Below are 25571 nucleotides of genomic sequence, written 5' to 3' on the forward strand. Positions count from 1 at the left end.
GCCGGGGGGCGCGCGGCCGGGGGGGCCCCCCCCCCCCGGGGGGGGGGGGGGCGCCCCCCGCCGTTCGGAACGTCACCTGCCTGAACTACCAGCGATACCAGCGCCCCCTGCTTCCGCTCGAGTGAGTGCCCCGCACGACGAAGCCGAGCAGCCACACCACGAGCACGATGACGGCGATCCACCAGAGAAGGTGGAGCGCGAAACCCGCGCCGAACAGAAGCAGCGCGAGCAGAAGAACTACGAGCAAAGGTCCCATGAGTATCACCCTCCAAGACGCCGCTTGCCCGCGATCCGAACACTTACGCGCTTCCCGGCGCGCTGACGTCCGTTCCTGTCCCGGTGAGGGTCGCGAGGTGCTGGGCGAAGCCGCCGCGGGCGCGCCCCCGCAGGCGGTCGGAGGTGAGGACCGGGCACGCGTCGGTGCGCAGTATCCGGTAGCCGCCCCGGTGCAGCGCGGCGACCAGCGCGCGGTCCTCACCGACGCCGAGATGCGGGAAGCCGCCGACCTCCTGGTACGCGTGCGCGGCGACGCCGAGGTTGGCACCGTGCACATGGGGATGGCGCCACGGCGCACGCGCCGCCGGCCGGGTGGCGTCGTAGCCGGCGGCGTGCAGCGCCGCCAGGGGTGAGGGCGGGAGCCTGACGGTGCCGACGACCGCGTCCCAGCCGGTGCGGGCCATCGCCCGGTGGAAGGCCAGCCAGTGCGGCGGCACGACGCTGTCCGCGTCGGTGGCGGTGATCCACAGGCCCTCGGTGCCCGCCTCCGCGAGCGCGCGCTGCGCGCCGAGGGCGCGGGCCGCGCCCGGGTTGCGGCAGTCGGCGTGGACGACGAGGGCGCCCGCGGCCGCGGCGACCGCCGCGGTGCGGTCCCGGCAGGAGTCCGCGACGACGACGGTCAGCACCCGCAGCGCCGCAAGCGACGGGGCGCGGGAGGCGAGCGCGACGGCGTCGAGGGCGGCGGGCAGCAGGCGCTCCTCGTCGTGCGCGGGGATCACGACGGCCATGGCGGTGAGGGGCGCACCGGTCCCGGCGTTCACACCAGGCCCTCGGCTGCGGCCGGGCTCGCCGGCGGGCGGCCTTCGGCGGTGGTGCGGCCGTGCACCTGGAGGACGAAGTCGCGTTCCCGATGGTCGGCCAGCAGGGCCGTCCCGGGCAGGCGGGCGAGCCGATCCGCGATGGCGTCCCCGGTGGACAGGTGCTCGGGCACGTCGTGGTTCCAGTGCACGGTGACGAGGGTGCCCTCGGGCTCCAGCGACTCCACCGACTGCCGCAGCACCCGTCCGACGGCGTCGTCGTCGAGGTAGTAGAGGAGCTCGGAGAGCACGATCAGGTCGAACACCCCCGCGGGCCACTCGTCGGGGACGGTGAGCTGCCGGACGCTCACCTGGGGGAGGTCCGCGGTGCGGCGCCGGGTCGTACGGACCGCGGCCGCCACCCGGTCGGCGGCCAGCAGTTCGTCGCAGCGCGGCGCCAGGCCCAGCGTCAGCTCCCCCACCGAGCAGCCGGGTTCGAAGGCGCGCCGGTAGCGGGGGCGGGGCAGGGCGGCGAGCGTCAGGTCGTACTTGCGCCGCTCGTACCACCGCTCGGCCAGGTGCCAGGGGTCGTCGGCGTCCGCGTACATCCGGTCGAAGTACGCGGCGGGCGTGCCGGGCCGGGTCATCGCAGCACCGTCTCGACCGGGCGCAGGTGGTGGGCGAGTTCGCCGGGCGGCAGGATCGCGGCGTCCGCGGGGTCCGGGCCCAGCGGCTCGGTCTGGCTGGTGAAGCAGGCGACGGCGGCGCGCTTCGCGGCCATGACCGGCTCGGGAAGGCGCACCCGCGCCGCCGACTCCCACGGCACGCGGGCGTCCCCGGGCGTGGCCCAGTGCCACATCCACACCGGGTACTGCGCGTAGGGCACTCCCGCACCGGCCGCGGCGGCCGCCGCGGCCCGCCCCGCGGCCTCGTGGTCGGCGTGCACGTCCGCGGTCCACGGCGCGAGGCACAGCGCGGCGCCGGGCAGCAGGGCGAGCAGCGCCTCGGCCACCTCGTCCTCGTGCGCCGCGACCGCGGTGTCCGGCACCATGAGCCGCACGACGTCCGCGCCGCCCAGCTCCCCCAGCGCGTCACGCAGCTCCCGGCTGCGCACGGCGGCGAGCCGCCCGGTGGCGGCGGCGGAACTGGCGGCGTGCGACTTCTCCCCGTCGGTGACGGACACGACGGTCACCGCGACGCCGTCCGCGCGCAGCCGCGCGATGGCGCCGCCGACGCCCAGCACCTCGTCATCGGGGTGCGCGGCCACCACCACGACCCGGCCCGACGCGGGCAGCGCGAAGTCGGGCATGGTGGCCCAGGGGTCGGCGGCACGCCACAACTGCTCGTCGGTGCCGGGCGCCTGGATCGGATCGGCGTAGGGCGGCTGCCGCCGCCGCGGGTGCGGCGTCACCGTGCGTCCTCCCCGGCCCGCGTGTCCTGGCCGGTGCGGCCGGCGAGGAGGCCGCCCAGTTCGGCCAGGTTCCGCTCGGCGTGGTGCTGGCGGATGTAGACGGCCAGGTCCGCCGCCGCACGGGCGTGCCGCTCGTCGTGGCACAGCGGCGCGGCTCCGGTGGCGCGGCCGACGTGCGTGAGCACGTCCGCGCAGGCGCCTTCGACGACCGCGCGCACCCGCAGGCTGCGCAGCCGGGCGCCGCCCTCGGTGTCGTGCGGATCGCGGTCGATGTCCGCGGCGGCCTCCCGCAGCACCGCACCGGCCGCATGCAGGCGGACGTCCACCGCGCCCAGATGGGCGAGGGTCAGCGGATCGGAACCGCGCCCCCGCGCGGCTCCGAGCAGCGCCGCGGCCACCGCGCGGGCGCCGCCGTACCAGCAGGCGGCCACGCCGATGCCGCCGTGCTGGAAGCCGGGCCGGTCGACGTACCCCTCGGGCCCGCCGACCGGGACGGCGGGGACGTCGTCGAAGCGGATGTCCGGGGTGTCGCTGCCCGCCATGCCGAGCGCCTGCCAGCTGCCCTCGACCGGACGCGTACCGTCCGCGTTGGCGACCGCGAAGAGCCGGCGGCCGCCGTCGGCCGATGCGGTGACCAAGGCGTGCGTACAGCTGTGCGCGCCGGAGCAGTACCGCTTGAGGCCGCTCACCGTCCAGCCGTCGCCGCCGCGCTTCGCGGTCAGGCCCTCGCCCGGCGGCTCCGCGGCCCACACGCCCCAGCGCTCGCCGGGACCGACCGGCGGACCGCCCAGCTCCGCCAGGATCGCCGCCGCGTCCAGATGGCCCTCGACCAGCCGCGCGACGCACACGTCCTGCTCCGCCACAGTGGTGAGCGCGTCGAACCGCTCGGCCGTACGGCCCGAGCCCGGCAGCGGGAAGTCGGCGGGCAGCGCCGCGACGATGCCGGCGAAACGCCCGGCGGTCTCCCGGCGGGCTCTGGCGGCGGTGAATCCCGGCTCGTCGCCGGTGTCAGGCGGCGCTGCGCCGGCCGGCTCTCGGCGGGTGGTGCTGTGCATCAGGGCTGCTCCTCGGCGCGGTGAACCTGCCCGTCGCGGATGCCCGCGTGCGGGGGCGGGGCCTGCTTGTCACCCTTGCCCGGATCGGGAGGGTACGCATCCGGATGCCCTGGCATGGTCCCGGTATGCGCGGGTCCGGCAGCCGGCGTCCCACCGGATGACGTGCGTGGGAGGGGCGGCGGAAGGACCGCGGGAAGCCGGACGTGGAGGGCGCGAACCGGGGCAGATGGAGGGCGAGAAGCGATCCGCCCGGCGGGCCGTCCCGCGCGGGCGGGGGTGTCCGCGGGGCGCAACGAGGAGGAAGTGCCGTGGCCGAGTTCCTGACCGACATCGAGACCATCCGCAAGCGGGCCCGCCAGGAGATCGGCAAGGGCCCGGTGACCGACGCGTACGGCGCCGATCTGACGAGGGTCCTCCAGGTGCTCAACGAGGCGCTGGCCACCGAGATCGTCTGCACGCTCCGCTACAAGCGGCACTACTTCACCGCGACGGGGATGTACTCCGAGCCTGTCGCGGCGGAGTTCCTGGAGCACGCGAAGGAGGAGCAGGAGCACGCGGACAAGCTGGCCACCCGCATCGTGCAGCTCGGCGGCGAGCCCGACTTCGACCCGGACACCCTCACCACGCGCTCGCACGCGCAGTACGACGCCAGCGCCGACCTGGTGACGATGATCGAGGAGGACCTGGTGGCGGAGCGCATCGCCGTCGCCTCGTACACCGAGATCGTCCAGTGGCTCGGCGACGGCGATCCGACCACGCGCCGGGTGTTCGAGGACCTGCTCGCCCAGGAGGAGGAGCACGCCGACGACCTGCGCGGCCTGCTGGAGCGCCTGCCGCGTGAGCGCCAGGGCTGACCGCCTCCCGGCCCGACGGCCCGCTCGCCCGGCCACCCTGGCCGGCCGTGGCCGGTCGTGCCTGATCCGGCCTACGGGCGCGGAGCCGACCCTCGGGCGAGGGTCCGGCGCCATCGCCGTTCGCCGTCGTGCCACTCGTCGGTGGGAGTGAGGCCGACGGCGGCGGCCACCGCGGCGGATGCCCGGTGATCGGGGTGGACGTGGGCGGTGACGGTGCTCACCGGCTGCCCGGCGAGCCAGTCGACGAGCCCGCGCGCCGCCTCGGTGGCGATGCCGCGGCCCTGCCACGGCGTCCCCACCACCCAGGCGATCTCGGCGACGGCCCCGGGGGTCGCGTCGGAGCCGCGACTGCCGCCGGGGGCGGGAGCGGAGGGACTCACCGTCGCCTGCACGGTGCCCGCCAGGCAGGCCGCGGCGCGGACCCGGATCACCCAGTTCAGCCAGGTGACGTCCGGGTCGGGCGAGCCCGCGGTCATCCGCTCGTAGCGCGAGCGCAGCGACCGCGGGGTGTCCGGGGCGCCGCCGATGAAGGTGTGCAGGGCCGGATCGCCGAGCACCGCGGCCATCTCCTCGGCGTGCTCGACCCGAAGCGGCAGCAGGTCGAGCCGCCCGGTACCGATGGCCTGGGCCGCGAGGGCGCTCACGCTCGGCCCGTGTGGAGGACGCGGAAGCGATCGGGGTGCGCCGGGTCCCGATCGACGACCTGGACCGGCGCCCGGGCCCATTGCCAGACGCCGATGCCGGGGACGCGGGAGAAGCCGATCCGCCCACGGGTGCCGTCGACCGCGACGTGCGGCCAGGACGTGGCGGTACGCGCCCGGTCCGCGCCGTCCGGGCGCAGTGCGTCGGCGAGGACGGCGACCGTGTCGTAGATCCGGACGGCTGGTCCGCCGGGCCGCTCCGCGCCGGGCGGCGGTGGTGCGGTGCTCATGCGTGGTCGCCTCCCGGGGAGTGAACGTCGCCGCGGCCGACAGTAGTCGAGCCGGCCATGCCCGGCTCCGGCATCCGGTCCGCGGCCCCGGACCTGCACCCCCCGGTGGCCGTCACGGCGGTGCAGGTCACGCGGGTGCAGGTCACGCCTGGGGAGGTCACGCCGGTGCGCGGAGCCAGCCGTGCGCGCGGCTGGTCTCGGCGGCCGCTCTGAGCAGGTGGCCGACGCCCGGCCGGCCGGCGTCGCCGCGGGTCAGCAGGTGGATCTCAAGGGCGGCGGGCGGGTGCAGCGGCCGCCAGGTCAGCCCTCCGGGCAGCCCCGGCAGCGCGGACTCGCCGACCACGGAGACGGCCGAGCCCCGCGCCACCGGGGTGTGGGCGGCGTCGAAAAGCTGCCGGTGGCGCAACTCCGGGTTGATGCCCGCGCGTTCGAAGACCGCCGTGATCGCGTCGTAGTGACCGGGGTTCGCCTCGCGCGCGTGCATCAGGACGCGCTCGCCGGCGAGCGCGGCCACCTCGACCTCGTCCTGCCCGGCGAGGGGATGCCGGTCGTGCGTCAGCACGCCCTGCCGCTCCAGCCGGAGCAGGGTGCGGACGAGGTGCGGCAGCGGCGGCGGGCAGCGGACCAGGCCGGCGTCCAGGGTGCCGTCGGCGACTCCGGCGACGATCTCGCCGGTCGGCAGCAGCCGCGTGGTGACGGTGAGACCCGGATGGTGCTCGGCGAGATGGGCCAGGAGCGCGGGCGCGGTCCCGTAGCCGGTGCTGGCGCTGTAACCGAGCGTCAGGCCGCCCTCCGCGCCCGCGGCGAAGCTCCGCATGTCACGCCAGAGCAGGTCCGCCTGCGCGCAGAGTTCCCGGCCGCGGTCCCGCAGCAGGCGCCCGGCCTCGGTGAGCGCGGTGGACTGCGTGGTGCGCTCCAGCAGTCGCACGCCCAGCTCCTTCTCCAGCTCGCGTACCTGGCGGCTGAGCGCGGGCTGGGCGATGCGCAGCCGGGCGGCGGCGCGGGTGAAGTTCAACTCCTCGGCGACGGCGAGGAAGTAGCGCAGGCGACGGAGTTCCGGCATGCCCCGCATGCTACCCGCGCGCTGAACTGTGCTTATGCCGGAGTGTTCTGGGGTGAGCGCAGACAGGTCTTTCCCTCCGGCAGGGGCCGGAACCTAACGTTCGAAGTGCCGCGGAGAGCACCGCGGCAACGACACGAGAGGTCGAGACCATGACCGCGATCGACACCGCCAGGACCGCCGCGGAGACCGCCCCCGTCACCACCGGAGGGACCCCCCGGGCCGCGGCCGCCGGCGACACCACCCGGGCGAGCAGGGCCGTCATCCAGGCGTACATGGACACCCTCATGACCGGCGACATGCAGGCGCTGAAGGCCTTCTTCACCGAGGACGCGACCTGGACCCTCGCCGGCGACCTGCCGCTCTCGCGCACCTGGACGGGGCCCGCGGAGATCCTCGACGAGTTCGTGCCCGCGATGATGGCCCGACTGGAGCCGGAGACCGTGGAGTTCACCTTCGACGGGCTCCTCGCCGACGGCGACCGGGTGCTGGCCGAGTGGAACACCCGGGCCAGGGCGAAGACCGGCGGCCGCTACGACCAGCACTGCCTCGCGGTCTTCACGGTCCGCGACGGCCGGATCGCGGCCGTGCGGGAGTACTTCGACACCCTGCACGCGAAGACCGTCGTCTTCGTCTGAACCCCGCACCGGGAGCGGCCCGGTCAGCTGACCGGGCCCCGGAACCGAAAGGACGAACGGACCATGAAGGCGATACTCCCCGGCGGCGCGCCCGACGCGCCCGTGCTCCTCGGCGAGGCCCCGGAGCCCGAACCCGCCCCCGGCGAGGCCGTGGTGAGCGTGGAGGCGTACTCGGTCAACCGCGGCGAGACCTACCAGCTCGACGGCGGCCTGGACCGTACCTGGGCGGGCTGGCGCCCCGGCAAGGACGTCGCGGGGACGGTGCTGCGCGCCGCGGCGGACGGCAGCGGACCGGCCGCCGGCCGCCGGGTGGTGGCGCACCCGCCGGCGTACGGCTGGGCCGAACGCGTGGCGGTGCCGGCCACCGGACTGGCCGAACTGCCCGACGCCGTCGACGCGGTGACCGCGGCCGCCCTGCCGCTCGCCGGGATCACCGCGCTGCGCCTGCTCCGCGCGGCCGGCCCGCTCGCGGGCCGCCGGGTGCTGGTCACCGGCGCGAGCGGTGGAGTCGGCCACTACGTCACCGAGTTGGCGGCCGCGTCCGGCGCGGAGCTGACCGCCGTCACCGCCACCGCCGAACGCGGCGCCCGCCTGCTGCAGTTGGGCGCGGCGGAGCTGGTCAGCTCGGTGGACGGCGCGACCGGCCGGTACGACGTGGTGCTGGAGTCGGTCGGCGGCGCCAGCCTGCCCGCCGCGCTGGCCCGGCTGGCGCCCGGCGGGCTCCTGGTGTGGTTCGGCCAGGCGTCCCGCACGCCGGTCACGCTGGACTTCTTCGACTTCTTCGGCGGCCCGGACCAGGCGCGCATCGCGCACTTCGACTACACCGCGTCCGACCGGACGTACGGCCAGGACCTCGCGACCCTGGTGCGGCTGGTCGCCGCCGGCCGCCTGCACCCGGAGATCGGCACGGTGCGGGACTGGGCGCGCACCGCCGACGTCATCGCCGACCTGCGCGGGCGCCGGGTCCGCGGCAACGCGGTGCTGACCGTCGGCTGAGCGCCCGCGGCGGCCTCCTTCATGCGGCGCCGCCCCCGGTACGGGCTGACCGCGCCGTCGCACCGGCGAGGCGATGGAGATCGACCACTCCGGCACCCGGACGGTCTCGCGCGCCTTCGCACTCGTGCCGGCCCGCAACGGCGGCGGCGCCCTGGTGAACATGAGGACCGGTACGAGGTCTCGCCGACGAGCGGACCCGCCAGGTGGAGCAGGCCCTGTCGCAACCGCTCGGGCGGCGCGCCTGATCGGACGGCCGCCTGATCGGATCAGCGCTCCATCATGCCCATCTGGGCCTCGCTGTGGGTGTCCCCCGCCGCCGGGGGAAGGGCGGTGAGCTGCGCGAGCTGCTCGTCGGTCAGCCGGACGGAGTCGGCGGCGCAGTTCTCCTCGACGCGGGCCACCCGCCGGGTGCCGGGGATCGGCGCGATGTCGTCGCCCTGGGCCAGCAGCCAGGCGAGTGCGACCTGCGCCGGGGTGGCGCCGATCCGGTCGGCGACGGCGGCGACCTCGTCGGCCAGCCGGAGGTTGTGCCGGAAGTTCTCCTCGGCGAACCGGGGGTTGCCGGCCCGGAAGTCGTCCGGGTCGAACTGGTCGGTGGAGCGGATCGCGCCGGTCAGGAAACCGCGCCCCAGCGGGGAGAACGGCACGAAGCCGATGTTCAGCTCGCGCAGCACCGGCAGCACGCGGGCCTCGGGGTCGCGGGTGAAGAGCGAGTACTCGGACTGCACGGCGGTCACCGGGTGGACGGCGTGGGCGCGGCGGATGGTGTCGGGGCCGGCCTCGGACAGGCCGATGTGCCGGATCTTGCCCTCGGCGACCAGCTCGGCCAGCGCCCCGACGGTGTCCTCGATCGGAGTGCCGGGGTCGACGCGGTGCTGGTAGTACAGGTCGATCCGGTCGGTGCCCAGACGCGTGAGGGAGCCCTCGACGGCGGTGCGGATGCTCGCCGGGCTGCTGTCCGTGCCGCCCTGGCGTCCGCTGTGGGAGATCAGGCCGAACTTGGTGGCCAGCACGACCTGGTCGCGGCGTCCCTTCAGGGCGCGGCCGACGAGCTCCTCGTTGGTGTAGGGGCCGTAGACCTCCGCGGTGTCGATGAGGGTGACCCCCTGTTCGAGGGCGCGGTGCAGGGTACGGACGGACTCGGCGTCGTCGCTGCCGGCGCCGGTGTAGGCGTGGGACATGCCCATCGCGCCCAGGCCGATCCGGGCGACGTCCAGTCCGCCCAGCGTGACGTGCTGCATCTCTTCTTCTCTCCTCGTGGTCGCGGCGCGGCGGTGCGCCGCGTCGTGCTCGTACGCGTCGACGGCCGGCAGGTGGCCGGCAGGTGGGACGGCCGGCCGGTCAGGGCCGGATGAGGGCCTTCAGGGCCTCGCGGTCGTTCATCGCCCGGTACCCGTCGGCGACGTCCTCCAGGCCGAGGGTGCGGTCGAAGACGCGGCCCGGCCGGATCGAGCCGTCCAGCACGTGCGGCATCAGCTCCTCGATGTACGCGCGGGCCGGGGCGACGCCGCCGGTGAGGGTGATGTTGCGCAGGAAGTCGTCGAAGCCGAAGGGGACGTCGGTGAACTGCGGCGCGCCGACCCGGCTGACGGTGCCGCCGTCGCGGACCACGCCGAAGCTCTGCACGACGGCGTCCTTCAGACCGACGCACTCCAGGACCCGGCGGGTGCCCTCGCCGCCGGTCAGCTCCTTCACCCGGGCGACGCCCTCCTCGCCGCGGTCCGCGACCACGTCGGTCGCGCCGAAGTCGCGGCCCAGGTCGGTGCGGACCTGGTGGCGGCCCATGAGGATGATCTGCTCGGCGCCCAGGAGCTTGGCGGAGATCACCCCGGCGAGGCCCACCGCGCCGTCGCCGATCACCGTGACGCTGTCGCCGGGCGCGACGCCCGCGGTGAGCGCCGCGTGGTAGCCGGTGCACAGGACGTCGGACAGGGTCAGCAGGTCGGGCAGCAGCTCGGAGTCCTCGCCGACCGGCAGCCTGACCAGCGTGCCGTCGGCGTAGGGGACCCGCGCGGCCTGGCCCTGGCCGCCGTCGACGTCGCCGACGCCCCACTGCCCGCCGTGCACGCAGGACGTCTGCAGACCTTCGCGGCAGTAGGCGCACGTGTTGTCGGAGTAGACGAACGGGGCCACCACCACGTCACCGGCCTTGAGCCCGCGCACCTGCGAGCCGGTCTCCTCGACCACGCCGAGGAACTCGTGGCCCATCCGGCGGGGCTCGTCGGTGGCCGGCAGCGACTTGTAGGGCCACAGGTCGCTGCCGCAGACACAGGACAGCACGATCCGTACGACCGCGTCGGTGGGCTGGTGGATCTTCGGGTCGGCGACGTCCTCGACGCGGACGTCGCCGGCGGCGTACATCAGGGTGGCTCGCATGAACGGGGGCTCCTTCTGGCAGGTCATGGGGGTGTGGTGGGTGGGACGGGCCGCCGTGGCCGGCAGGGTGCGCGGCGGCCACGGGGCGGGCGGACGTCCGTCCGCCGCCGACCCCGTGGGGGGGTCCGGCGGCCGGGCCGCCCGGCCGGGCGGCGTGCTCCGGTGTACCGCGCCACACCCTCCAGCCTGCCGCGGCACGCCCGTGCCAAACAGGCCGGGATCTGCCGCGGAGCGGCCGGCGGGGGCGTGACAGGGCCCCCTCGCCGGGTGGGCGAGCCGCGTCAGCCGGGTCGTCCCGTGGTACGGCGGGGGTGGTCGTGGCCACATGTGTGGCACGGCGAGAGCCACGGCAAGGGGAAGATCGGGGGGCGATACTGGGTGGGACGGAGCGGTGCGGACGGCGCCGCGCCTGAGGGGTGGCACCGCGTTGTCCGGCGCTGTCACCACCGGAAGTCCTGGTCTGTCCGTGGGGTGGCCCCCATGGAGGAAGAGAGGACATCGTGCGTGAGATCCTGATCGTCGGCGGTGGATACGCGGGCTTCTACACCGCGTGGCGCCTGGAGAAGAAACTGCGGCACGGCGAGGCGCGCGTCACCGTCGTGGACCCGCGCCCGTACATGACGTACCAGCCTTTCCTGCCGGAGGTGCTGGCGGGCTCGATCGAGGCGCGCCACGCCGCCGTCTCGCTGCGACGGCATCTCCACCGCACGCGGCTGATCGCGGGGAGCGTGACGGAGATCCGCAACGCCTCCCGGACGGTCACCGTGCGGCAGGAGGGCCGGCCCGACTACGACCTCGGCTACGACGTCCTCGTGGTCACCGCCGGGGCGGTGACCCGCACGTTTCCCATCCCGGGGATCCAGGAGGAGGCGTTCGGGCTGAAGCACGTCGAGGAGGCCGTCGCCATCCGCGACCGCCTGCTGACCTCGTTCGACCGGGCCGCGGCGCTTCCGCCCGGACCGGAGCGCAGGAAACTGCTCACGGCCACCTTCGTCGGCGGCGGATTCTCCGGTGTGGAGGGCTTCGGCGAACTGATGTCCCTGGCGAAAAGCCTGCTGAAGCACTATCCGGAGTTGGACGCGCACGAACTGAATCTCCACCTGGTGGAGGCGCTGGGACGCATTCTCCCCGAAGTCGGCGACAAGCCGGGTTCCTGGGTGGTCAGGTCATTGGAGCGCAGAGGAGCGCAGGTCCATCTGAACACCCAGCTGCTCTCCGCCGCGGACGGGAACATCGTGCTCTCGAACGGGCAGGAATTCGCGTCCGGACTGCTCGTATGGACCGCGGGCAACGCGTCGAACCCGATTGTCCACAACCATACCGACCTCCCGGTCAATCAGCGCGGACTGGTGAGGGTACGGGCGGATCTCCGCGTCGGTACGGAAACGGCCGTGATTCCCGATGTGTGGGCCGCGGGAGACGACGCGGCGGTGCCCGATCTCGCGACGGGCAGAAGCGACACGTACACGGTGCCCAACGCGCAGCACGCGGTCCGGCAGGGAAAGCGCCTGGCGAAGAACATCGCGGCTTCCCTGCGCGGCCGGAATACCAAGGACTACGTGCACCACAGCCTCGGAGTCGTGGCCACGCTCGGTATCGGGCGCGGCATTTTCCAGTACCACGGCCTGGTCATCAAGGGACTGCCGGCCTGGCTCATGCACCGCGGCTACCACGTGCTCGCCATTCCGACCTGGGAGCGCAAGGCCCGCGTGTTCGCGGTCTGGGCCACCGCCGCGCTCTACGGGCGCGACATCGTCTCGCTGGCCTCGGTCCAGGACCCCAGGAAGGCGTTCGTGTCCGGCGGGCGCCCCGCCTCGCCGGTGGGGCTGCCGGACTGAGCAGCGGCCTACCCGCAGGGACTGGCCGCGCAGCCGCGGTCGGCGGAGTCGGCCGCCGCCGCCCGCGCCGCGATCGAGGACCGCTCGCCGCGGACGGGCCGGAGAACGTCAGGGCGCTGCAGCGGGCCGTCCGCACCACCATGACCGAGCACGCGGGAGCGGTACGCGACGAGGAGGCGCTGCGGGCGGGGCTCGTGGAGCTCGGCGCGATCGAGACGCGCAGGGAGGTGGTCCCGGTGGTGGGCAAGCTCGCGGAGTGACCCACCGCCCGCCGCGACCCGCGGCGCGAGGCCGAGGGCGGGGGCCGGCGCCGGCGCCCGCCTCCGGCGTGCCAGGCGCGGCATCGGCGCTCGTGTAGTCTTCAAGTGGCTGTCACTGTTCACCATCGCGCATGTCGTGCCTTCTCGCCGACATCCTGGTTTCGAGCGTTTCGCCGAAGGATCGAACTCCGGCCCCGTCGTGGACCGATGAGCGATCCCTGCTGGCTCCCCTCTCTGCGGATCGTCTTGTGCGCGGTCGGCCACCCGTGGGTCCGGTCGACGTCGCGTTTCCCGCGGACCTCGGTCGGCCGTCCGTTCTGGAGGTTCCTGGTGCTTCGGGTTCGAAGCAGCGGTTCACCGCAGTCGTCGTGTCCGAGACTGAAGTTACGAGACGTGAGGTAGGACAAGTTGATTTCGTTCATCTGGTCTCCCGGAAACCCGTTGCCCGCCGGCACCGGTGGCTCGGAGAACTACACCGTCGGACAGGTCCGGGAACTCAAACGCCGCGGACTGCCGGCACAGATCGTCACCATCGGCCTGGGCACCGACGACGGCAGGGACGAGTTCCTCGACATACCGTTCCTTTCCCTGCCGGCACTCGCCGATGTCGGCGAACTCGACGGCACCGTGGTCTTCGTCAACGAACCGCACATCGTGGCGACCAGGCGCCCCGCGTTCCTGATCCTGCACAATCCGCCTCCCATCCGGGAGTGGGAGAAGGAGTTCGCCGTCGAGGGGACCAGGGATCGCGCCCTGATCGTCACCAGCCAGTACGCGGCCACGCTGTGGTCGAGGTACCTGGACGTCGACGTCCTGACGATCAACGTGGTGTATCCGTTCGCCGAGCCGTGCTTCGCCGCGCAGTCCCGGCCCGACAACGACACCGGGACGACCCGCGTGCTGTTCGCCGGCCGGCTGAGCCCGGAGAAGGGCGTCTACACCCTGCTGGAGACGCTGCACATCGACATCGTCGAGAAGGACGCGGACCTGACGTTCACCGCGACGACCGCGGGGGCGGACAAGCCGCAGGGGAAGATCATCGAGCGGTTGCTGTCCGGGCACCCGGGTATCTCCGTGGTCGCCAGCTGCAAGACGCCGGCCACGATGGCGGCGCTGATGGCCGATCACGACATCGTCGTGATGCCGTCGAACAGCCAGTACTGGCACGAGACCTTCGGCATCGTCTCGATCGAGGCCCAGCACTCCGGCTGCCGGGTGATCGCGTCCGACGACGGCGGTCTGCCCGAGACCGACTGCGGCGGCGTGGCGCTCATCACGCCGGACAACGCCGAGGCGCTCGCCTGGGGCATCCGTGCGGCCGTGGACAGCGGACCGCTGTCACCGACCGCACGGAAGCAGGCCGGGACCAGGTTCACCGTCGAGCAGTCCGTGGACAGGCTGCTGGAGGTCTTCGCCCAGCCGATGTCGATCCCGCCGGCGACCATCGTCGCGGAGCTGGAGGAGCTGATCCTGGCGCCTTCCGCCGTGGTGCAGCCCGTCCCCCGCCCCACCGGACTGCGGACCGGACCCTCGCTGTGACCCGGGAACACACGGTGCGCTGACGGTCCTGCGGTGGCAGGTCTCGCCGACCAGGAAGGGCCAGTGGCCGGGAGAGGCCTCGCGCGTGTTCGTCTTCGCCCACTGGTACATGCCGGTGCGCCCGTTGAACCAGTCGGCGACCTGAAGTCCTTGCCCGGAGCGGGAGATGCGGCCGGAGCGGGAGATGCGGCCGGAGGGGGCGCGGATGCTGCGTCAGGCACGTGCCGCTCCCCCTTGAGGCCGCGGGGGGCCGCCGCCCTGTGAGGTCACGCGGCGCGGCCGGCGCCCGGCGCGCGGCGATCGGTCGACAGGCCCAGTGTGGGTTCCGCGCGGGGCGGGCCGGGCGCTGCCACGCCCACGCGCCGGACCGGTCCCCCACTGGGGCCAATCACGCGGCGCGGCCACCGAGCACGCGTCCGCGGGCGCGGCGCCCAGCTCCTCCGCGCCGCCTGCGTCGGCGCGGAGCCGGGCCCGCACGCGGGTCCGGCTCCGCACCGAGCGGGGGTCGGCCGGTTCAGGGGGCCTGCCAGTTCTGGGCGGTGCTCCCGTTGCAGGCGTAGAGCTGGAGTTGCGTGCCGTTGGCGGTGCTCCCGGCGGGGTCGTCCAGGCAGAGCCCGGAGGCGGTACCGGAGATGCCGGGCCCGCCGCCGGCGTTCCACTGCCACTGCTGGCCGGCGGTTCCGTCGCAGGTGGCGAGCTGGACCTTGGTGCCGCCGGCGGTGGCGCCGCCGGCGGCCGCGAGGCACTTGCCCAGGGACCGCAGGGTGCCGTCGTCGCCGATCACCCAGCGCTGGGCCGGGGTGCCGTTGCAGTCGTAGAGCGCCACGGGGGTCGCGTCGAGGGAGGTCCCACCGGTCACGTCCATGCACTTGCCGGCGATCTTGGAGGTCACCGGCCCGGAGGGACCGGTCCCGGCGGTCCCGGCCGGGGGCGCGAACCACTGCGCGCGGACGTCCGCGCAGTTGGCGATCTGCAGGGCGCCGCCGTCGGCCGGGGTGCCCGTGGAGACGTTCAGGCACCGTCCCGACTGCGGGTTGAGCAGGGTCCCGTTGCGCTGGGTCCACTTCTGGGCGGCGGTGCCGTTGCAGTCGTAGATCTGCACGGGCGTGCCGGCGGCGGTGCCGCCGGAGGCGACGTCCAGGCACTTGCCGAGGGCGCGTACGGTGCCGTCGGAGGCGATCGTCCACTGCTGGCCGCTGCCGCCGCCGCAGGTCCTGATCTCCACCGGCGTGCCGTTGGCCGCCGATCCTCCGGTGACGTCGACGCAGGTGCTGCCCTCCTGCGAGGTGATCGGGCCGGTGGGTCCGGTGGCGCCGACCGGCCAGGCGATCTGGCCGGAGTGGTAGTAGCGGGTGCCCTGCACGTCCCAGCGCGGCCCCTGCGCGGCCAGGCGCTGGGAGAAGGCGGTGACGTCGTGGCCGGACTGGGGCGACCAGCCCAGCTCGGCGACGACGGGGAGACGCGGGAACGCCAGGTAGTCGATGTCCTGGGTGCTGGTGGCGGTCTCGGACCACAGCGGCGCCTCGACCCCGGCCACGGCCGAGGCGGGCGCCCCCGACAGATAGCCGCCGGGGTCCCAGCCGTAGGTGGTCCGCACGTCGGTCCGCCCGGCCCAGGTCAGGCCGACGACGGTGCTCGCGGTGTACTTCTGGTCGATGTACGCCCGGTTGGCGGGGGCCATGATCAGGCCGGTTCCCTTGGACGCCGCGGCGGCCAGCGCCGGGTCGCTGCCCGAGGTGTCCCAGTCCTCGGCGATCGTGGACGGCTGGAGGGTGGAGCCGACGATCTGGTTCCAGCCGATCGCCTTCTTGCCGTGCCTGACGACGTCCTGCTGGGCCCAGGTCATGTACGTCGCGTAGTCGCTCGCACTGGTGCTGTGCGCCTCGTCGCCGCCGATCGAGAGGTACGGGCCGGGGGTCAGGGCGGCGAGCTGGCCGATGACGGCGTCGATGAAGGACTCCGCGGCCGGCAGCTGCGTCATGCACAGCGAGCTCTGTCCCACCTCGGTGCCGGTGTAGACCGGCGCGGACCGGCCGTCGCAGTTCAGCGAGGGGTACGAGGACAGAGCCGCGCCGACGTGCCCCGGCATGTCGATCTCCGGCACGACGGTCACGTACCGGGCGGCGGCGTAGGCGACCAGCGCCTGGTAGTCCGCCTGCGTGTAGAAGCCGCCCGAGCGGCCGCCGACGCCGGTGGCGCCGCCGATCGCGGTGAGGTCGGGCCAGCCGTTGACGGCGATCCGCCAGCCCTGGTCGTCCGTGAGGTGCAGGTGCAGGTAGTCGATCTTGTACTGGGACAGCTGGTCGATGTACCGCTCGACCTGGGCGACGGTGAAGAAGTGCCGTGCCACGTCCAGCATCGCGCCGCGGTAGCCGTAGCGCGGGTAGTCGAGGATGTGGCCGCCGGGCACCGACCAGGGACCCGGCTGGACGGAGGCCGCCTCGATCTGCGGGGGCAGGATCTGGCGCAGCGTCTGCACGCCGGCGAAGAGACCCGCGGGCTGCTGGGCGCGGATGACGACCTGCGTGGCCGTCACGTCGAGCTGGTACCCCTGGGCGCCCACCGAGGCGGGGGCCCCGGACAGCAGCAGCGAGATCCCGGAGGCCGGCGTCGTGGTGGTGGAACTCACCGGCAGGGCGTACCCGGTGGACGGGCGGAGCACCGCGGCGAGGGCGGCGCCGATCTGGGCGGCGGCGCCGGAGGCCGCGTCGGTGTGGATCGCGGTGGACGCGGTGAGGGGGTAGGCCACGGTGGTGTCCGGCTGGACGGTGACGGGCTGCGGCACGATCCCGCCCATCGTCGACCCCGTGACGGCCTGCGCGGACGGGGGCCCCGCGAGGACCTGAACGCCCGTCACGCCGAGCGCCATCGCGGCCACGGCCGCCGCCGCGGCCCTCGCGCCGCGGCGGCGCCGTCCTCGCGCCGGCGCTGCGGGGGCCGGCCCTCCGTGCCTGGTGCGGATACCTGATGGCTCTGGTGGGAAACGCACGATTCCTCCCATGCGAGGTGATGCCCCGGCGGCGGGCAGGGGCCACCGGGGACGACCGCCAGGCGCCGGTACCGCCCGGGTCGCGGCGGGACACTACTCCCGAACCGGCAAGAGGTATAGACCTCTTGTGCGCCGTTTTACGCGACGGAACGTCCGGCGAGAGATCCGATCTCTACCCATGGCCCACCGCGCTTGCAGCCGAGCCTGCGCCCAGAAGCGGGCACCATCACCGGTTCGCAACATCGTCCTTGACCGTCCATCACCAGAAAACCTCGCCGCGAGCCTGGACGCCACCGCGCGCAGCCTCTATACATTCATCCGATGTCCCTCGCGGCCGTGAGGATCGCTCCGCACCACCCCCACGACCTTCCAGGAGCCGCAGCATGTCAGCTGTCCCCCTGAGCAGACGTTCCCTCATCAAGGCCGCGGCGCTGGCCGGCGGCGCGGCGGCCTTCGGGCTGCCGCAGGCCCTGTGGCCCGACGCCGCGCAGGCGTACACCGTGCCCTCGAAGATGGACTGGTGGTATCAGGCCCGGTTCGGGATGTTCATCCACTTCGGGTCCTACTCCTACCGCGGTCACGGCGAATGGGCCTTCAGCAACGAGAACTGGGCCAAGGCCGACTACCAGGCCCAGGTCTCCGCGCCGTTCGACCCGGTGTCCTTCGACGCCGCCGCCATCGCCGAGCTGGCCGCGAACGCGGGCATGAAGTACCTGGTGATCACCTCCAAGCACCACGAGGGCTTCGCCCTGTGGGACTCCGGGGTCGCGGGCTTCACCGACACCACCGGCACCCGGCGGTACACCCTGCCCGGCTACACCGCCTACCGGGGCGACCTGCTGGCGGCGCTCAAGAGGGAGTGCGAGGCCCGCGGCGTCGCGTTCGGCCTCTACTACTCGATCATGGACTGGAACCACCCCTCGCAGACCATCCGGCACAACGGCACGACCTTCACCCGCATGTCGTCCCTGGACGCCCGCACCGCCTATGTCGCCGGCATGAAGGCCCATCTCCAGGAGCTGCTGGACCGCTACGACCCGGCGGTCCTGTGGTTCGACGGCGACTGGTGCGGCAACCCGTCCAGCCCCACCCTGGACGACTGGTGGACCGAGGCCGACGGCGCCGACCTCTACGCCTGGCTGATCGCCCGCAAGCCCGGCCTGGTCGTCAACGAACGCGTCAAGCGGGACTTCGGACTGGGCGACTTCATGTGCCCGGAGCAGACCGTGCCGGCCGCGCCGCTGCAGCGGCCGTGGGAGACCTGCGCCACCATGAACGGCGCCTGGGGCTACAACGCGGCCTCGGAGAACTCCTACCGGTCCGTCCAGGCCATCGTGCGGGAGATGGTCACCGTCGTCTCCCGGGACGGCAACTACCTGCTGAACATCGGCCCCAAGGGCGACGGCACGGTCACCGCCGGATCGGTCACCATCCTCAAGGGCCTGGCCGGATGGATGGCGGTGAACGGCGACAGCGTCCACGGGGCCACCGCGAGCCCGTACGCCACCGATCCCTCCTGGGGCACGGCGACGAAGAAGGACGGCAGGCTGTTCGCCCACGTCTTCACCTGGCCGCCCGACGGCGTGCTCCGGATACCGGCGCTCACCAACCCGGTCGACCGCGTCCACCTGATGAGCGATCCCTCGGCCGCCCTGGCGTACACCGTCAGCGGCGGTCTGATCGCCGTCAGCGTGCCGGCCGCCGCGCCGGACGCCGTGGACCCCGTGGTCTGCGTCGAGGTCAGCGGCGTCCCCGCGGCGGCGGGCGCCGGCGTGACCGCCTTCGCGGACGTCGGCTACGCGGGCGCCGCGGCGCTCCTGCCGCTCGGCGGCCACACCGCCGCCCAGCTGTCGGCCGCGGGGGTGGGGCCCTCCGCGATCTCCTCGCTGCGGGTGCCGCACGGCCTGAAGGTCACCGGCTACGCCGCCGACGGCTTCACCGGCACCGCCTGGACGTTCACCGCGGACACCGCCGACCTGCGGACGACCGGCAACAACGACGCCATCGTCTCGCTGCGGGTGGGCTTCGACCCCGCCGTCCACTTCAGCCTGCTGAACGTCACCGACGGCCTGGCCCTGGACAGCGGCGGCGCCGTCGCGGACGGCTCGAACCTCAAGCAGTGGACGCCGGTCGACAGCCCCAACCTCCAGTGGCAGGCGGTCGACCTCGGCACCGGCTTCCACAAGCTGGTCAACCGCACCAACGGCATGGCCGTCGACGGCTGGGGGTCCACCACGGCCGGCGCCCCGGCCCGGCAGTCCGCCTGGAACGGCGGCACCAGCCAGCAGTGGCAGATCACCGACCAAGGCGCCGGCCGCTACCGGATCGCCAACCGCGGCACCGGACTGGTCCTCGACGGCGGCGGAGTAGTCCCCTCCGGGTCCGTGGCCAAGCAGTGGACGCCGGTCGACAGCCCCAACCTGCTGTGGCGGATCCAGCCGGTCACCTGACCGCCCACCACCTGACCGCCGGCCGCCCCGCCACCCCGGCCCTCACGGCGAGCGGCTCGTCCGTCACACGCCGGACGGCCCCTCGCCGTGGGCCGCGCGGGCGCCGTGCCAGTCCAGCACCAGGACGGTCGCGTCGTCCCTCAGTTCGTCGCGGCACGCCTCGCGTACCGCGGTGGTCAGCGTCCTGACCACCTCCCGCGGATGCAGGGCGCCGGTGGCACGGACGAGCGCGGCGAGGTCGACCGCCTTCGCGCAGCGCTCCTGCATGCCGTCGGTGAGGAAGACCAGCCGGTCACCGGGGAGCAGGCGCATCCGCTGGAGCCGGAAAGGGCTGGGCGACGGGACGCCGAAGGGCAGGTTCACCGCCAGGCTCACCTCCTCGACGGCGCCGTCCCGCAGCCGCAGCGGCCAGGGGTGGCCGGCGTTGACCAGCTCGCACTCCCCCGACTCCAGGTTGATGCCGGCCAGTTGCCCCGTCGCCAGGCCGCGCCGGTGCTTCAGCAGCGCCTCGTGGGCCTCCTCGGCCTGGCGCAGGGCGTCGCAGTTGTCGCGGCGGGCCCGGCGCAGCGCGCCGACCAGCAGGGTGGCCAGCAGCGCGGAGTCGGCGTTGTGGCCCATCGCGTCGGTGATGGAGACGTGCAGCACCTCGCGGTCCAGGCTGTAGTCGTAGGTGTCGCCGCCGATGTCGTCGGCCGGCACCAGCCCCGCGGCCAGGGTGAACTGGGTCGCCTCGCAGCACGGCGACGAGGGCAGCAGCTGATGCTGGATCTCCGCGGCCAGGCTCGTCCTCGTCGTGCGCCGGCTCACGTGGTACAGGTCGGTGAAGCGGCGGTCGGTGATGAGTATGTACGCCAGCGCGTGCGCCGCCGCCGCGACCTGCTCCAGCGCGACGTCGTCGCCGTGCTGCAGCGTCATCTCCAGGACGCCGATGCAGTCGCCCCGGTTGGTGACCGGGGTGATGACGCGCTGTCCGCCCTGGCCGTCGGGCTCCACATGCTGGCGCTGGCTCTGCAGCACCCGATCGTACACGCTGCCCTGCAACTCCGTCGACTCGGCCCGGTGGGCTCCCTCGGCCGCCCCGCCCTCGTCGTCGGTGGCGGTCAGCCGGACCAGCCGCTGACCGACGAGGTCGACGAGCAGCAGCGACACGTGGTCAGCCCCGAACCGCTTCGCCAGGTCACGGGCGACCACGTCGACCGACTCCCCCGGCGGGGCGGCCTCCGCAGCCGCCAGGAGTTCACCCAGCTCAAGATCCGCACCCTCCACGGCAACCTCCTTCGTCACCCGGTACGCCTTCCCCGCACGCACACAACATCACCGCGCGATATCCGGCCCAGGCGGGGTATCCGTTCCTCGCGCGCGCACCGCGGCGCGTCCCTGTCCTGAGGAGAAGCATGTTCACACTCACGTCCCGCCGTCTGCGGCGCACCGCCCAGCAGGTGTTCGGCTGGGAACGGCTGCGCCCGGCCCAGCTGGAGGCGATGAAAGGCGTGATGAAGGGCCGGGACGTGCTCGCCGTGATGCCCACGGGGGCGGGGAAGTCCGCCGTCTACCAGGTGCCGGCCGTGCTGCTCGACGGCCCCGTGGTGGTGGTCTCCCCGCTGATCGCGCTCCAGCGCGACCAGATGCAGAGCCTGCTCGGCACGGGCGCGCTGCGCGCCGCCGCGGTCAACTCCGCGCAGCGGCGCGGCGACACCGAGGACGCCTGGGACCGGATCAGCGCCTCCACGGTCGATGTGGTCTTCCTCGCCCCCGAACAGCTCGCCAAGGACGACGTCGTCGAACGGCTCGCCGCGGTGCGCCCCCGCCTGCTCGTGGTCGACGAGGCGCACTGCGTCTCCTCCTGGGGGCACGACTTCCGCCCCGAGTACCTCAGGCTCGGCCACGCGCGGGAGAAGCTCGGCCGCCCGCCGGTGCTGGCGCTGACCGCGAACGCGGCTGCCCCGGTCCGCCGCGACATCGCCGAACGGCTCGGCATGCGCGACCCGGTACAGATCGTGGCGGGTTTCGACCGGCCCAACATCGGGCTTGAAGTGGTGGCGTTCCAGGACGAGGCGGCCAAGGACCGCTTCGTCCTGGAACGTTCGGCCGTCGAGGAGAAGCCGGGCATCGTCTACGCGGCGACCCGCAAGGCCGCCGACGCGCTCGCCGCCGAGCTGTCCGACCTCGGGCTGTCCGCCGCGAGCTACCACGCCGGCTGCGCGGCGGCCCGGCGCAGCGCCGTCCAGGACGGTTTCCTGGCCGGCGAGCTGGACGTGATCGTGGCGACGTCGGCCTTCGGGATGGGCATCGACAAGGCCAACGTGCGGTTCGTCCTGCACGCCTCGGTCCCCGGCTCCCTGGACGCGTACTACCAGGAGATCGGCCGGGCCGGGCGGGACGGCGCGCCGGCCCGCGCGATCCTGGCCTACCGGTCCAAGGACCTCGGCCTCCAGCGGTTCTTCGCCGCGGGGACGCCGGACGCCGAGTCCCTGCGCCGGGTCGCGGAGCAACTGCGCGACGCCGGGGGCGCCGTGGGCGCCACGAAGCTGCGGGCGGCGTGCGACCTGAGCGCGACCCGGCTGTCCTCGGTCCTGAACCTGCTGGAGGAGGCGGGAGCGGTTCGCACCGGGAAGGCGGGCAGCCGCTGGACCGGCGGTGCTGACGACAGGGCCAGGGACGGGAACGGGGACGGCACGGCCGGACGCGGCGCTGCCGACGCCGCAGACGCCGCAGACGCCGTCGACGCCGAGGCCGCCGCCGATCCTGTCGACGCCGCGGTGCAGGGCGCGCTCGCCGTCGACGCCACGCACCGCAGCCTGGAGAAGTCCCGGGTCGAGATGATGCGCGGCTACGCCGAGACGCTCGACTGCCGGCGCCGCTTCCTGCTCGGCTACTTCGGCGAGGCCGCGCCCGACAGGTGCGGGGCCTGCGACGTCTGCACCGGCCGGGCCCCCGGCGCGGCCGCCGAGGCCCCCGGGCCCGCCGGCGCGCGCGACGCCCGCGAACCGGCCCGCCCGCAGCGGGCCTTCGTCCCGCGCCGGCGCGGACCGCGCCGCGGCGCCGACGCCGCCGCGGGCGCGGGCACCGCCGCGGCCGCGGCCGCCCACCCCTACCCGCCGGGCGCGCGGGTGCGCCACGAGCGCTGGGGCGAGGGCGAGGTGATGAGCGACGGCGACGGGAAGCTGACGGTGCTCTTCGAATCCGTCGGCTACCGGACCCTGTCGCTGGCCGTGGTGACCGACAAGCGCCTGCTCGCCGCCCTGTCCGATCCGGCGGCCTGACGCCCCCGCGTGCGGACCGGCCCCCGCGGGTGCGGGGGCCGGCCCGCCCGGTGGGCGCCGGCGGCGGCCGCGACGGCGATCGGCCCGCCGGTGGGGCGCCGGCTCGGTATCGTCGTCTCCGGCCGGGCACGCACGCCGCGGTGAAGGCCGGGCGCGGGCCGGGGGGCGGCGCGCGCGGCCGGCACGACCTGTGGGGGGACGATGGTACGGGCGCCACTGCACGCGGAGTTCCGCTACATCCACGAGCCGCTGCCGGCCGGCGACCCGGCCATTCCGACGCTGGGCCACGAACCGCTGGTCACGACGCTGCAGGAGCGGCTCGCCCACTCGCACGGCGGCGCGTTCCTCATCACCGGCTTCCGCGGGGTGGGCAAGTCGACGCTGGTGCTGCGCGCGCTGGCGCAGACCGCCGCGGGCTGGGGCCGCGAGGAGCACCTGCTGCTGGTGCACCTCAACGTGGCCAGGACCATGACGGCCGACCAGCTGCTGTTCGCCGTCGTGCGCCGGATGTTCGAGGCGCTGGACGACAGCGGCCTGCTCCCCCTGCTGCCTCCCGACATCCTGAACTCCCTCGTCATGGCGTACACGCGCACGTCGCTGTCGTTCAAGCAGACCCAGAGCGACAGCAGCGAGCGCGGCGGGACCGTGGGCGTCGGCCCCGGTGGCGGCCTGCTGTCCGGCCTCGCGCCCACTCTGAGCCTGACCGGGCGGCGGACCGAGTCGCAGGCGATGGAGGCGGCCTTCCTCGCGTACTCCGAGACGGACGTGGAGCACGACCTCCTGCGGATCGTCGGCCTGCTCAACGGCGACGGGGGCCGGCCGCGGCCCGCGCCCCGCGGGCTGCGGCGGTTCGGCCGGCGCGCGCGCCAGCGGGGTGAGGCACGGCTGCGGGTGCACCCGGTCGTCGTGCTGGACGAGGTCGACAAGCTCACCGACAGCCGGGACGAGGCGATAGCGGAGTTCGAGGAGCTGCTCGGGAAGCTCAAGAACGTCCTCACCATGCGCGGAGCGCACTTCCTGGTGGTCGCGGGACCCGACCTGCACGACCGGGCGCTGCGCGACGGCGACCGTGGCAACGGTGTGTACGAGAGCGTCTTCAGCTGGCGCGCCTACGTGCCCTGCCTGTGGCAGGCGCCGCGCCGGCTGGTGGAAGGGCTCATCGACGGCTCGCGCCTCCAGGCCGAGGACCAGGGCGCGCACCCCGACGCGGGCGCGGACCCCGCCCCCGCCCCCGAGGCGAACGGGGGCGTTGACGGGGGCGTGGGCACGGACCCGGCCCTGCTGGACGACCTGGTGCGCTACTTCGAGTTCAAGGCGCGGGGGGTGCCGCGCCGGCTGCTGCACGAGTTCAACGCGCTGGTCGCGTGGGACGGCGGAGCGCCGTACATGACCCTCGGGCCCGACGACGGCGCGCGGGTGCGCTTCTACCGGGAGCTCCAGGAGGTCGTCGCCGCCATCGACAGCGGCGGCACGACACGCGGCATCGCGTCCCTCGCCATCGACGAGGACCGCAGGCGGCTGGGCGACTACCACGTGACCGACTGGGCGCTGCGCAGCCAGGGGCGCCCCTTCACCTCGGCCGACGTCACGAGCGCCACCGGCGACCAGCGGATCGACCCGCTGCTCCAGGTGACGGCCGTGCGGGTGGAGCGGGTGCTGCGCCACCTGGCGCGCGGCGGGGTGCTCGTCGCGGTGGACACCTCCGTGCAGATCACCCGGTTCGGGCAGCAGGACGAGGGCCTGCTGCCCAGCTACCGGCTGTCGGACGAGTACCGCCGCGCGCTGGCCGGCTTCGCCCGCAGCAACGAGCGGGAGCGCGCCGACCAGGGCGTGTCCTGGTCGGAGCCGGTGTCGGTGGCGGGGGTCGGCTCCGCCGCCGACGCGGCCTTCCCGATCAGCGAGGTGTCGGTGGCCGGCCGGTTCCCGCTGGTCGGGACGCTCGACGACGGCCGCTTCGAGATCCGGGAGCTGATCGGGCACGGCGGGATGGGCTCGGTCTACCTCGGCCGCGACCGGCTCACCGGCGACGACGTCGCGATCAAGATGATGCACTCCCGGCTGGCCGAGGACGCCGACATGCGCCGCCGCTTCCAGCGGGAGGCGGAGGCCGGGCAGCGCCTCCACCACCTGCACATCGTCCAGATCCGGCAGCTGGTCACGTCGGGCTCCGGAGAGTCGGCGCTGATCATGGACCTGGTCGACGGCCCGTCGCTGAGCGCGTACGTCGAACGGCGCGGTCCGCTCCCCGCCGAGGCGGTGGCCACGCTCGCCCGCCACCTCGGCTCCGCCCTGCAGGCGATCGACCGGGCCGGCCTGGCGCGCATCGACCTCAAACCGGGCAACATCCTCCTCCACCCGCGCCGCGGCGCCGTCGTCATCGACCTGGGACTGGCCCGCATGACGGGCACCCGCGAGGACTCCATCACCAAGCGGGGCGTCCTCGTCGGCACCGTGGGCTACATGGCGCCGGAACACGTCTCCGGAGGGCCCTTCACCATCCGGACGGACCTCTACACGCTCGGCCTGGTGATGATCTTCGCGCTCACCGGGAGCACGGTCTGGAACTCCGAGTCGACAGGCGACGTGGCGGCCGTGCTGTACCGCATCGTCAACGAGGACGTGCCCGTCGACGAGCTGCCGGTCTCCGCGCGGTTGCGGGCGCTGCTCCGGTCCATCACGGCGCGCGACCCGGGCGACCGGCCGACCGTCCCGGAGTTCCTGGCCGCCCTGGACGGCACGCCCGAGGGCCAGGCGACGGAGGTTCCGTTCACCGAGGGGTGACGCGGGGGCGCGCGCGTGCCCCGGCACGGAGGTGGGGCGCGCTCGAACAGCTCCTCCGCCCCTGCCCCGAGCGCGCCCCGCTGTGACCCCCGCGCACCCGTGGCCGGCGCCGTCCCC

At 74.2% G+C, this 25571-nt stretch carries 19 protein-coding genes and 2 pseudogenes; 9 read left to right on the forward strand and 12 right to left on the reverse strand.

Annotated features, from left to right (window positions below):
- Positions 1–85: 85 nt before the first annotated feature.
- The 5 genes from V2S66_RS32125 to V2S66_RS32145 are packed head-to-tail and all read right to left on the reverse strand — an operon-like array spanning position 86 to position 3479.
- Positions 86–256, reverse strand: coding sequence for a DUF5670 family protein (locus V2S66_RS32125; RefSeq protein ID WP_330800315.1), 171 nt, complete (start codon positions 254–256; stop codon positions 86–88).
- A 43-nt stretch (positions 257–299) separates the two neighbouring features.
- Entirely contained in the window at positions 300–1004 is a 705-nt protein-coding gene (locus V2S66_RS32130; RefSeq protein ID WP_330800317.1) for a glycosyltransferase family 2 protein, read from the reverse strand.
- 29 nt (positions 1005–1033) lie between these two features.
- Complete coding sequence (locus V2S66_RS32135) at positions 1034–1660, reverse strand: SAM-dependent methyltransferase (RefSeq protein ID WP_330800318.1); 627 nt, start codon at positions 1658–1660, stop codon at positions 1034–1036.
- On the reverse strand, positions 1657–2424 hold the full coding sequence (locus V2S66_RS32140) for a PIG-L deacetylase family protein (protein ID WP_330800320.1): 768 nt from the start codon (positions 2422–2424) through the stop codon (positions 1657–1659). Before V2S66_RS32140 ends, V2S66_RS32135 begins: the two co-directional genes overlap by 4 nt.
- Positions 2421–3479 carry an acyl-CoA dehydrogenase family protein gene (locus V2S66_RS32145; RefSeq protein ID WP_330800322.1) on the reverse strand — a complete coding sequence of 353 codons (1059 nt, stop codon included), beginning with the start codon at positions 3477–3479 and terminating at the stop codon, positions 2421–2423. The genes V2S66_RS32140 and V2S66_RS32145 overlap by 4 nt, the downstream gene beginning before the upstream one ends.
- 308 nt (positions 3480–3787) lie before the next feature.
- Here V2S66_RS32145 and V2S66_RS32150 point away from each other — a divergent pair, with 308 nt between their 5' ends.
- The gene (locus V2S66_RS32150; protein WP_330800323.1) at positions 3788–4333 is read left to right on the forward strand and encodes a ferritin-like domain-containing protein; all 546 of its coding nucleotides are present in this window, start codon (positions 3788–3790) and stop codon (positions 4331–4333) included.
- A 71-nt stretch (positions 4334–4404) separates the two neighbouring features.
- On the opposite strand, the gene V2S66_RS32155 is transcribed toward V2S66_RS32150, so the two are convergent.
- From V2S66_RS32155 to V2S66_RS32165, 3 genes and pseudogenes are all read right to left on the reverse strand, one after another.
- Entirely contained in the window at positions 4405–4977 is a 573-nt protein-coding gene (locus V2S66_RS32155) for a GNAT family N-acetyltransferase (RefSeq protein ID WP_330800325.1), read from the reverse strand.
- A pseudogene (locus V2S66_RS32160) lies at positions 4974–5210 on the reverse strand (ABC transporter substrate-binding protein); the annotation flags it as partial. The pseudogene V2S66_RS32160 and the gene V2S66_RS32155, both read right to left, overlap by 4 nt.
- 211 nt (positions 5211–5421) lie before the next feature.
- The gene (locus V2S66_RS32165) at positions 5422–6327 is read right to left on the reverse strand and encodes a LysR family transcriptional regulator (RefSeq protein WP_330800326.1); all 906 of its coding nucleotides are present in this window, start codon (positions 6325–6327) and stop codon (positions 5422–5424) included.
- A gap of 149 nt (positions 6328–6476) precedes the next feature.
- On the opposite strand from V2S66_RS32165, the gene V2S66_RS32170 reads away from it, so the two are divergent.
- Together V2S66_RS32170 and V2S66_RS32175 are read left to right on the forward strand one after the other, a co-directional pair.
- Positions 6477–6962: a nuclear transport factor 2 family protein gene (locus V2S66_RS32170; protein ID WP_330800327.1), complete on the forward strand. Its 486-nt coding sequence runs from the start codon at positions 6477–6479 to the stop codon at positions 6960–6962.
- Between the two features lie 63 nt (positions 6963–7025).
- The gene (locus V2S66_RS32175) at positions 7026–7958 is read left to right on the forward strand and encodes a zinc-binding dehydrogenase (RefSeq protein ID WP_330800328.1); all 933 of its coding nucleotides are present in this window, start codon (positions 7026–7028) and stop codon (positions 7956–7958) included.
- Between the two features lie 266 nt (positions 7959–8224).
- On the opposite strand, the gene V2S66_RS32180 is transcribed toward V2S66_RS32175, so the two are convergent.
- Together V2S66_RS32180 and V2S66_RS32185 are read right to left on the reverse strand one after the other, a co-directional pair.
- On the reverse strand, positions 8225–9199 hold the full coding sequence (locus tag V2S66_RS32180) for an aldo/keto reductase (protein WP_330800329.1): 975 nt from the start codon (positions 9197–9199) through the stop codon (positions 8225–8227).
- Positions 9200–9299: 100 nt separating this feature from the next.
- Complete coding sequence (locus V2S66_RS32185) at positions 9300–10334, reverse strand: zinc-binding dehydrogenase (protein WP_330800330.1); 1035 nt, start codon at positions 10332–10334, stop codon at positions 9300–9302.
- A 500-nt stretch (positions 10335–10834) separates the two neighbouring features.
- On the opposite strand from V2S66_RS32185, the gene V2S66_RS32190 reads away from it, so the two are divergent.
- The 3 genes and pseudogenes from V2S66_RS32190 to V2S66_RS32200 all read left to right on the forward strand — a co-directional run bounded on the left by V2S66_RS32190 (position 10835) and on the right by V2S66_RS32200 (position 13971).
- Positions 10835–12172 (forward strand): NAD(P)/FAD-dependent oxidoreductase, encoded by a 1338-nt coding sequence (locus V2S66_RS32190; protein WP_330800332.1) that lies wholly within the window; start codon positions 10835–10837, stop codon positions 12170–12172.
- A pseudogene (locus V2S66_RS32195) lies at positions 12173–12411 on the forward strand (succinate dehydrogenase); the annotation flags it as partial.
- A 462-nt stretch (positions 12412–12873) separates the two neighbouring features.
- Positions 12874–13971: a glycosyltransferase family 4 protein gene (locus V2S66_RS32200; RefSeq protein WP_330800334.1), complete on the forward strand. Its 1098-nt coding sequence runs from the start codon at positions 12874–12876 to the stop codon at positions 13969–13971.
- Between the two features lie 514 nt (positions 13972–14485).
- Here the strand turns inward: V2S66_RS32200 and V2S66_RS32205 are convergent.
- Complete coding sequence (locus V2S66_RS32205) at positions 14486–16828, reverse strand: family 20 glycosylhydrolase (RefSeq protein WP_330800335.1); 2343 nt, start codon at positions 16826–16828, stop codon at positions 14486–14488.
- Positions 16829–17343: 515 nt separating this feature from the next.
- Here V2S66_RS32205 and V2S66_RS32210 point away from each other — a divergent pair.
- The gene (locus V2S66_RS32210) at positions 17344–19410 is read left to right on the forward strand and encodes an alpha-L-fucosidase (RefSeq protein WP_330800336.1); all 2067 of its coding nucleotides are present in this window, start codon (positions 17344–17346) and stop codon (positions 19408–19410) included.
- A gap of 63 nt (positions 19411–19473) precedes the next feature.
- Here V2S66_RS32210 and V2S66_RS32215 read toward each other — a convergent pair whose 3' ends face one another.
- A complete protein-coding gene (locus V2S66_RS32215) occupies positions 19474–20676 on the reverse strand; it encodes a PP2C family protein-serine/threonine phosphatase (RefSeq protein ID WP_330800358.1) in 1203 nt (400 codons plus the stop codon).
- A gap of 128 nt (positions 20677–20804) precedes the next feature.
- On the opposite strand from V2S66_RS32215, the gene V2S66_RS32220 reads away from it, so the two are divergent.
- Both V2S66_RS32220 and V2S66_RS32225 read left to right on the forward strand, forming a co-directional pair.
- The gene (locus tag V2S66_RS32220) at positions 20805–22673 is read left to right on the forward strand and encodes a RecQ family ATP-dependent DNA helicase (protein ID WP_330800338.1); all 1869 of its coding nucleotides are present in this window, start codon (positions 20805–20807) and stop codon (positions 22671–22673) included.
- Between the two features lie 201 nt (positions 22674–22874).
- Positions 22875–25454 (forward strand): serine/threonine-protein kinase, encoded by a 2580-nt coding sequence (locus V2S66_RS32225; RefSeq protein ID WP_330800339.1) that lies wholly within the window; start codon positions 22875–22877, stop codon positions 25452–25454.
- Positions 25455–25571: the final 117 nt, after the last annotated feature.

It is taken from the genome of Actinacidiphila polyblastidii, assembly GCF_036353415.1.
GTDB lineage: Bacteria > Actinomycetota > Actinomycetes > Streptomycetales > Streptomycetaceae > Actinacidiphila > Actinacidiphila polyblastidii.

Bases quoted from the DNA above. Each gene is read 5' to 3' on its own strand.
- V2S66_RS32225 (WP_330800339.1), top strand. From the start codon at position 22,875: ATGGTACGGGCGCCACTGCACGCGGAGTTCCGCTACATCCACGAGCCG.
- V2S66_RS32185 (WP_330800330.1), bottom strand. From the start codon at position 10,334: ATGCGAGCCACCCTGATGTACGCCGCCGGCGACGTCCGCGTCGAGGAC.
- V2S66_RS32145 (WP_330800322.1), bottom strand. From the start codon at position 3,479: ATGCACAGCACCACCCGCCGAGAGCCGGCCGGCGCAGCGCCGCCTGAC.
- V2S66_RS32125 (WP_330800315.1), bottom strand. From the start codon at position 256: ATGGGACCTTTGCTCGTAGTTCTTCTGCTCGCGCTGCTTCTGTTCGGC.
- V2S66_RS32135 (WP_330800318.1), bottom strand. From the start codon at position 1,660: ATGACCCGGCCCGGCACGCCCGCCGCGTACTTCGACCGGATGTACGCG.
- V2S66_RS32165 (WP_330800326.1), bottom strand. From the start codon at position 6,327: ATGCCGGAACTCCGTCGCCTGCGCTACTTCCTCGCCGTCGCCGAGGAG.
- V2S66_RS32170 (WP_330800327.1), top strand. From the start codon at position 6,477: ATGACCGCGATCGACACCGCCAGGACCGCCGCGGAGACCGCCCCCGTC.
- V2S66_RS32220 (WP_330800338.1), top strand. From the start codon at position 20,805: ATGTTCACACTCACGTCCCGCCGTCTGCGGCGCACCGCCCAGCAGGTG.
- V2S66_RS32175 (WP_330800328.1), top strand. From the start codon at position 7,026: ATGAAGGCGATACTCCCCGGCGGCGCGCCCGACGCGCCCGTGCTCCTC.
- V2S66_RS32130 (WP_330800317.1), bottom strand. From the start codon at position 1,004: ATGGCCGTCGTGATCCCCGCGCACGACGAGGAGCGCCTGCTGCCCGCC.
- V2S66_RS32180 (WP_330800329.1), bottom strand. From the start codon at position 9,199: ATGCAGCACGTCACGCTGGGCGGACTGGACGTCGCCCGGATCGGCCTG.
- V2S66_RS32210 (WP_330800336.1), top strand. From the start codon at position 17,344: ATGTCAGCTGTCCCCCTGAGCAGACGTTCCCTCATCAAGGCCGCGGCG.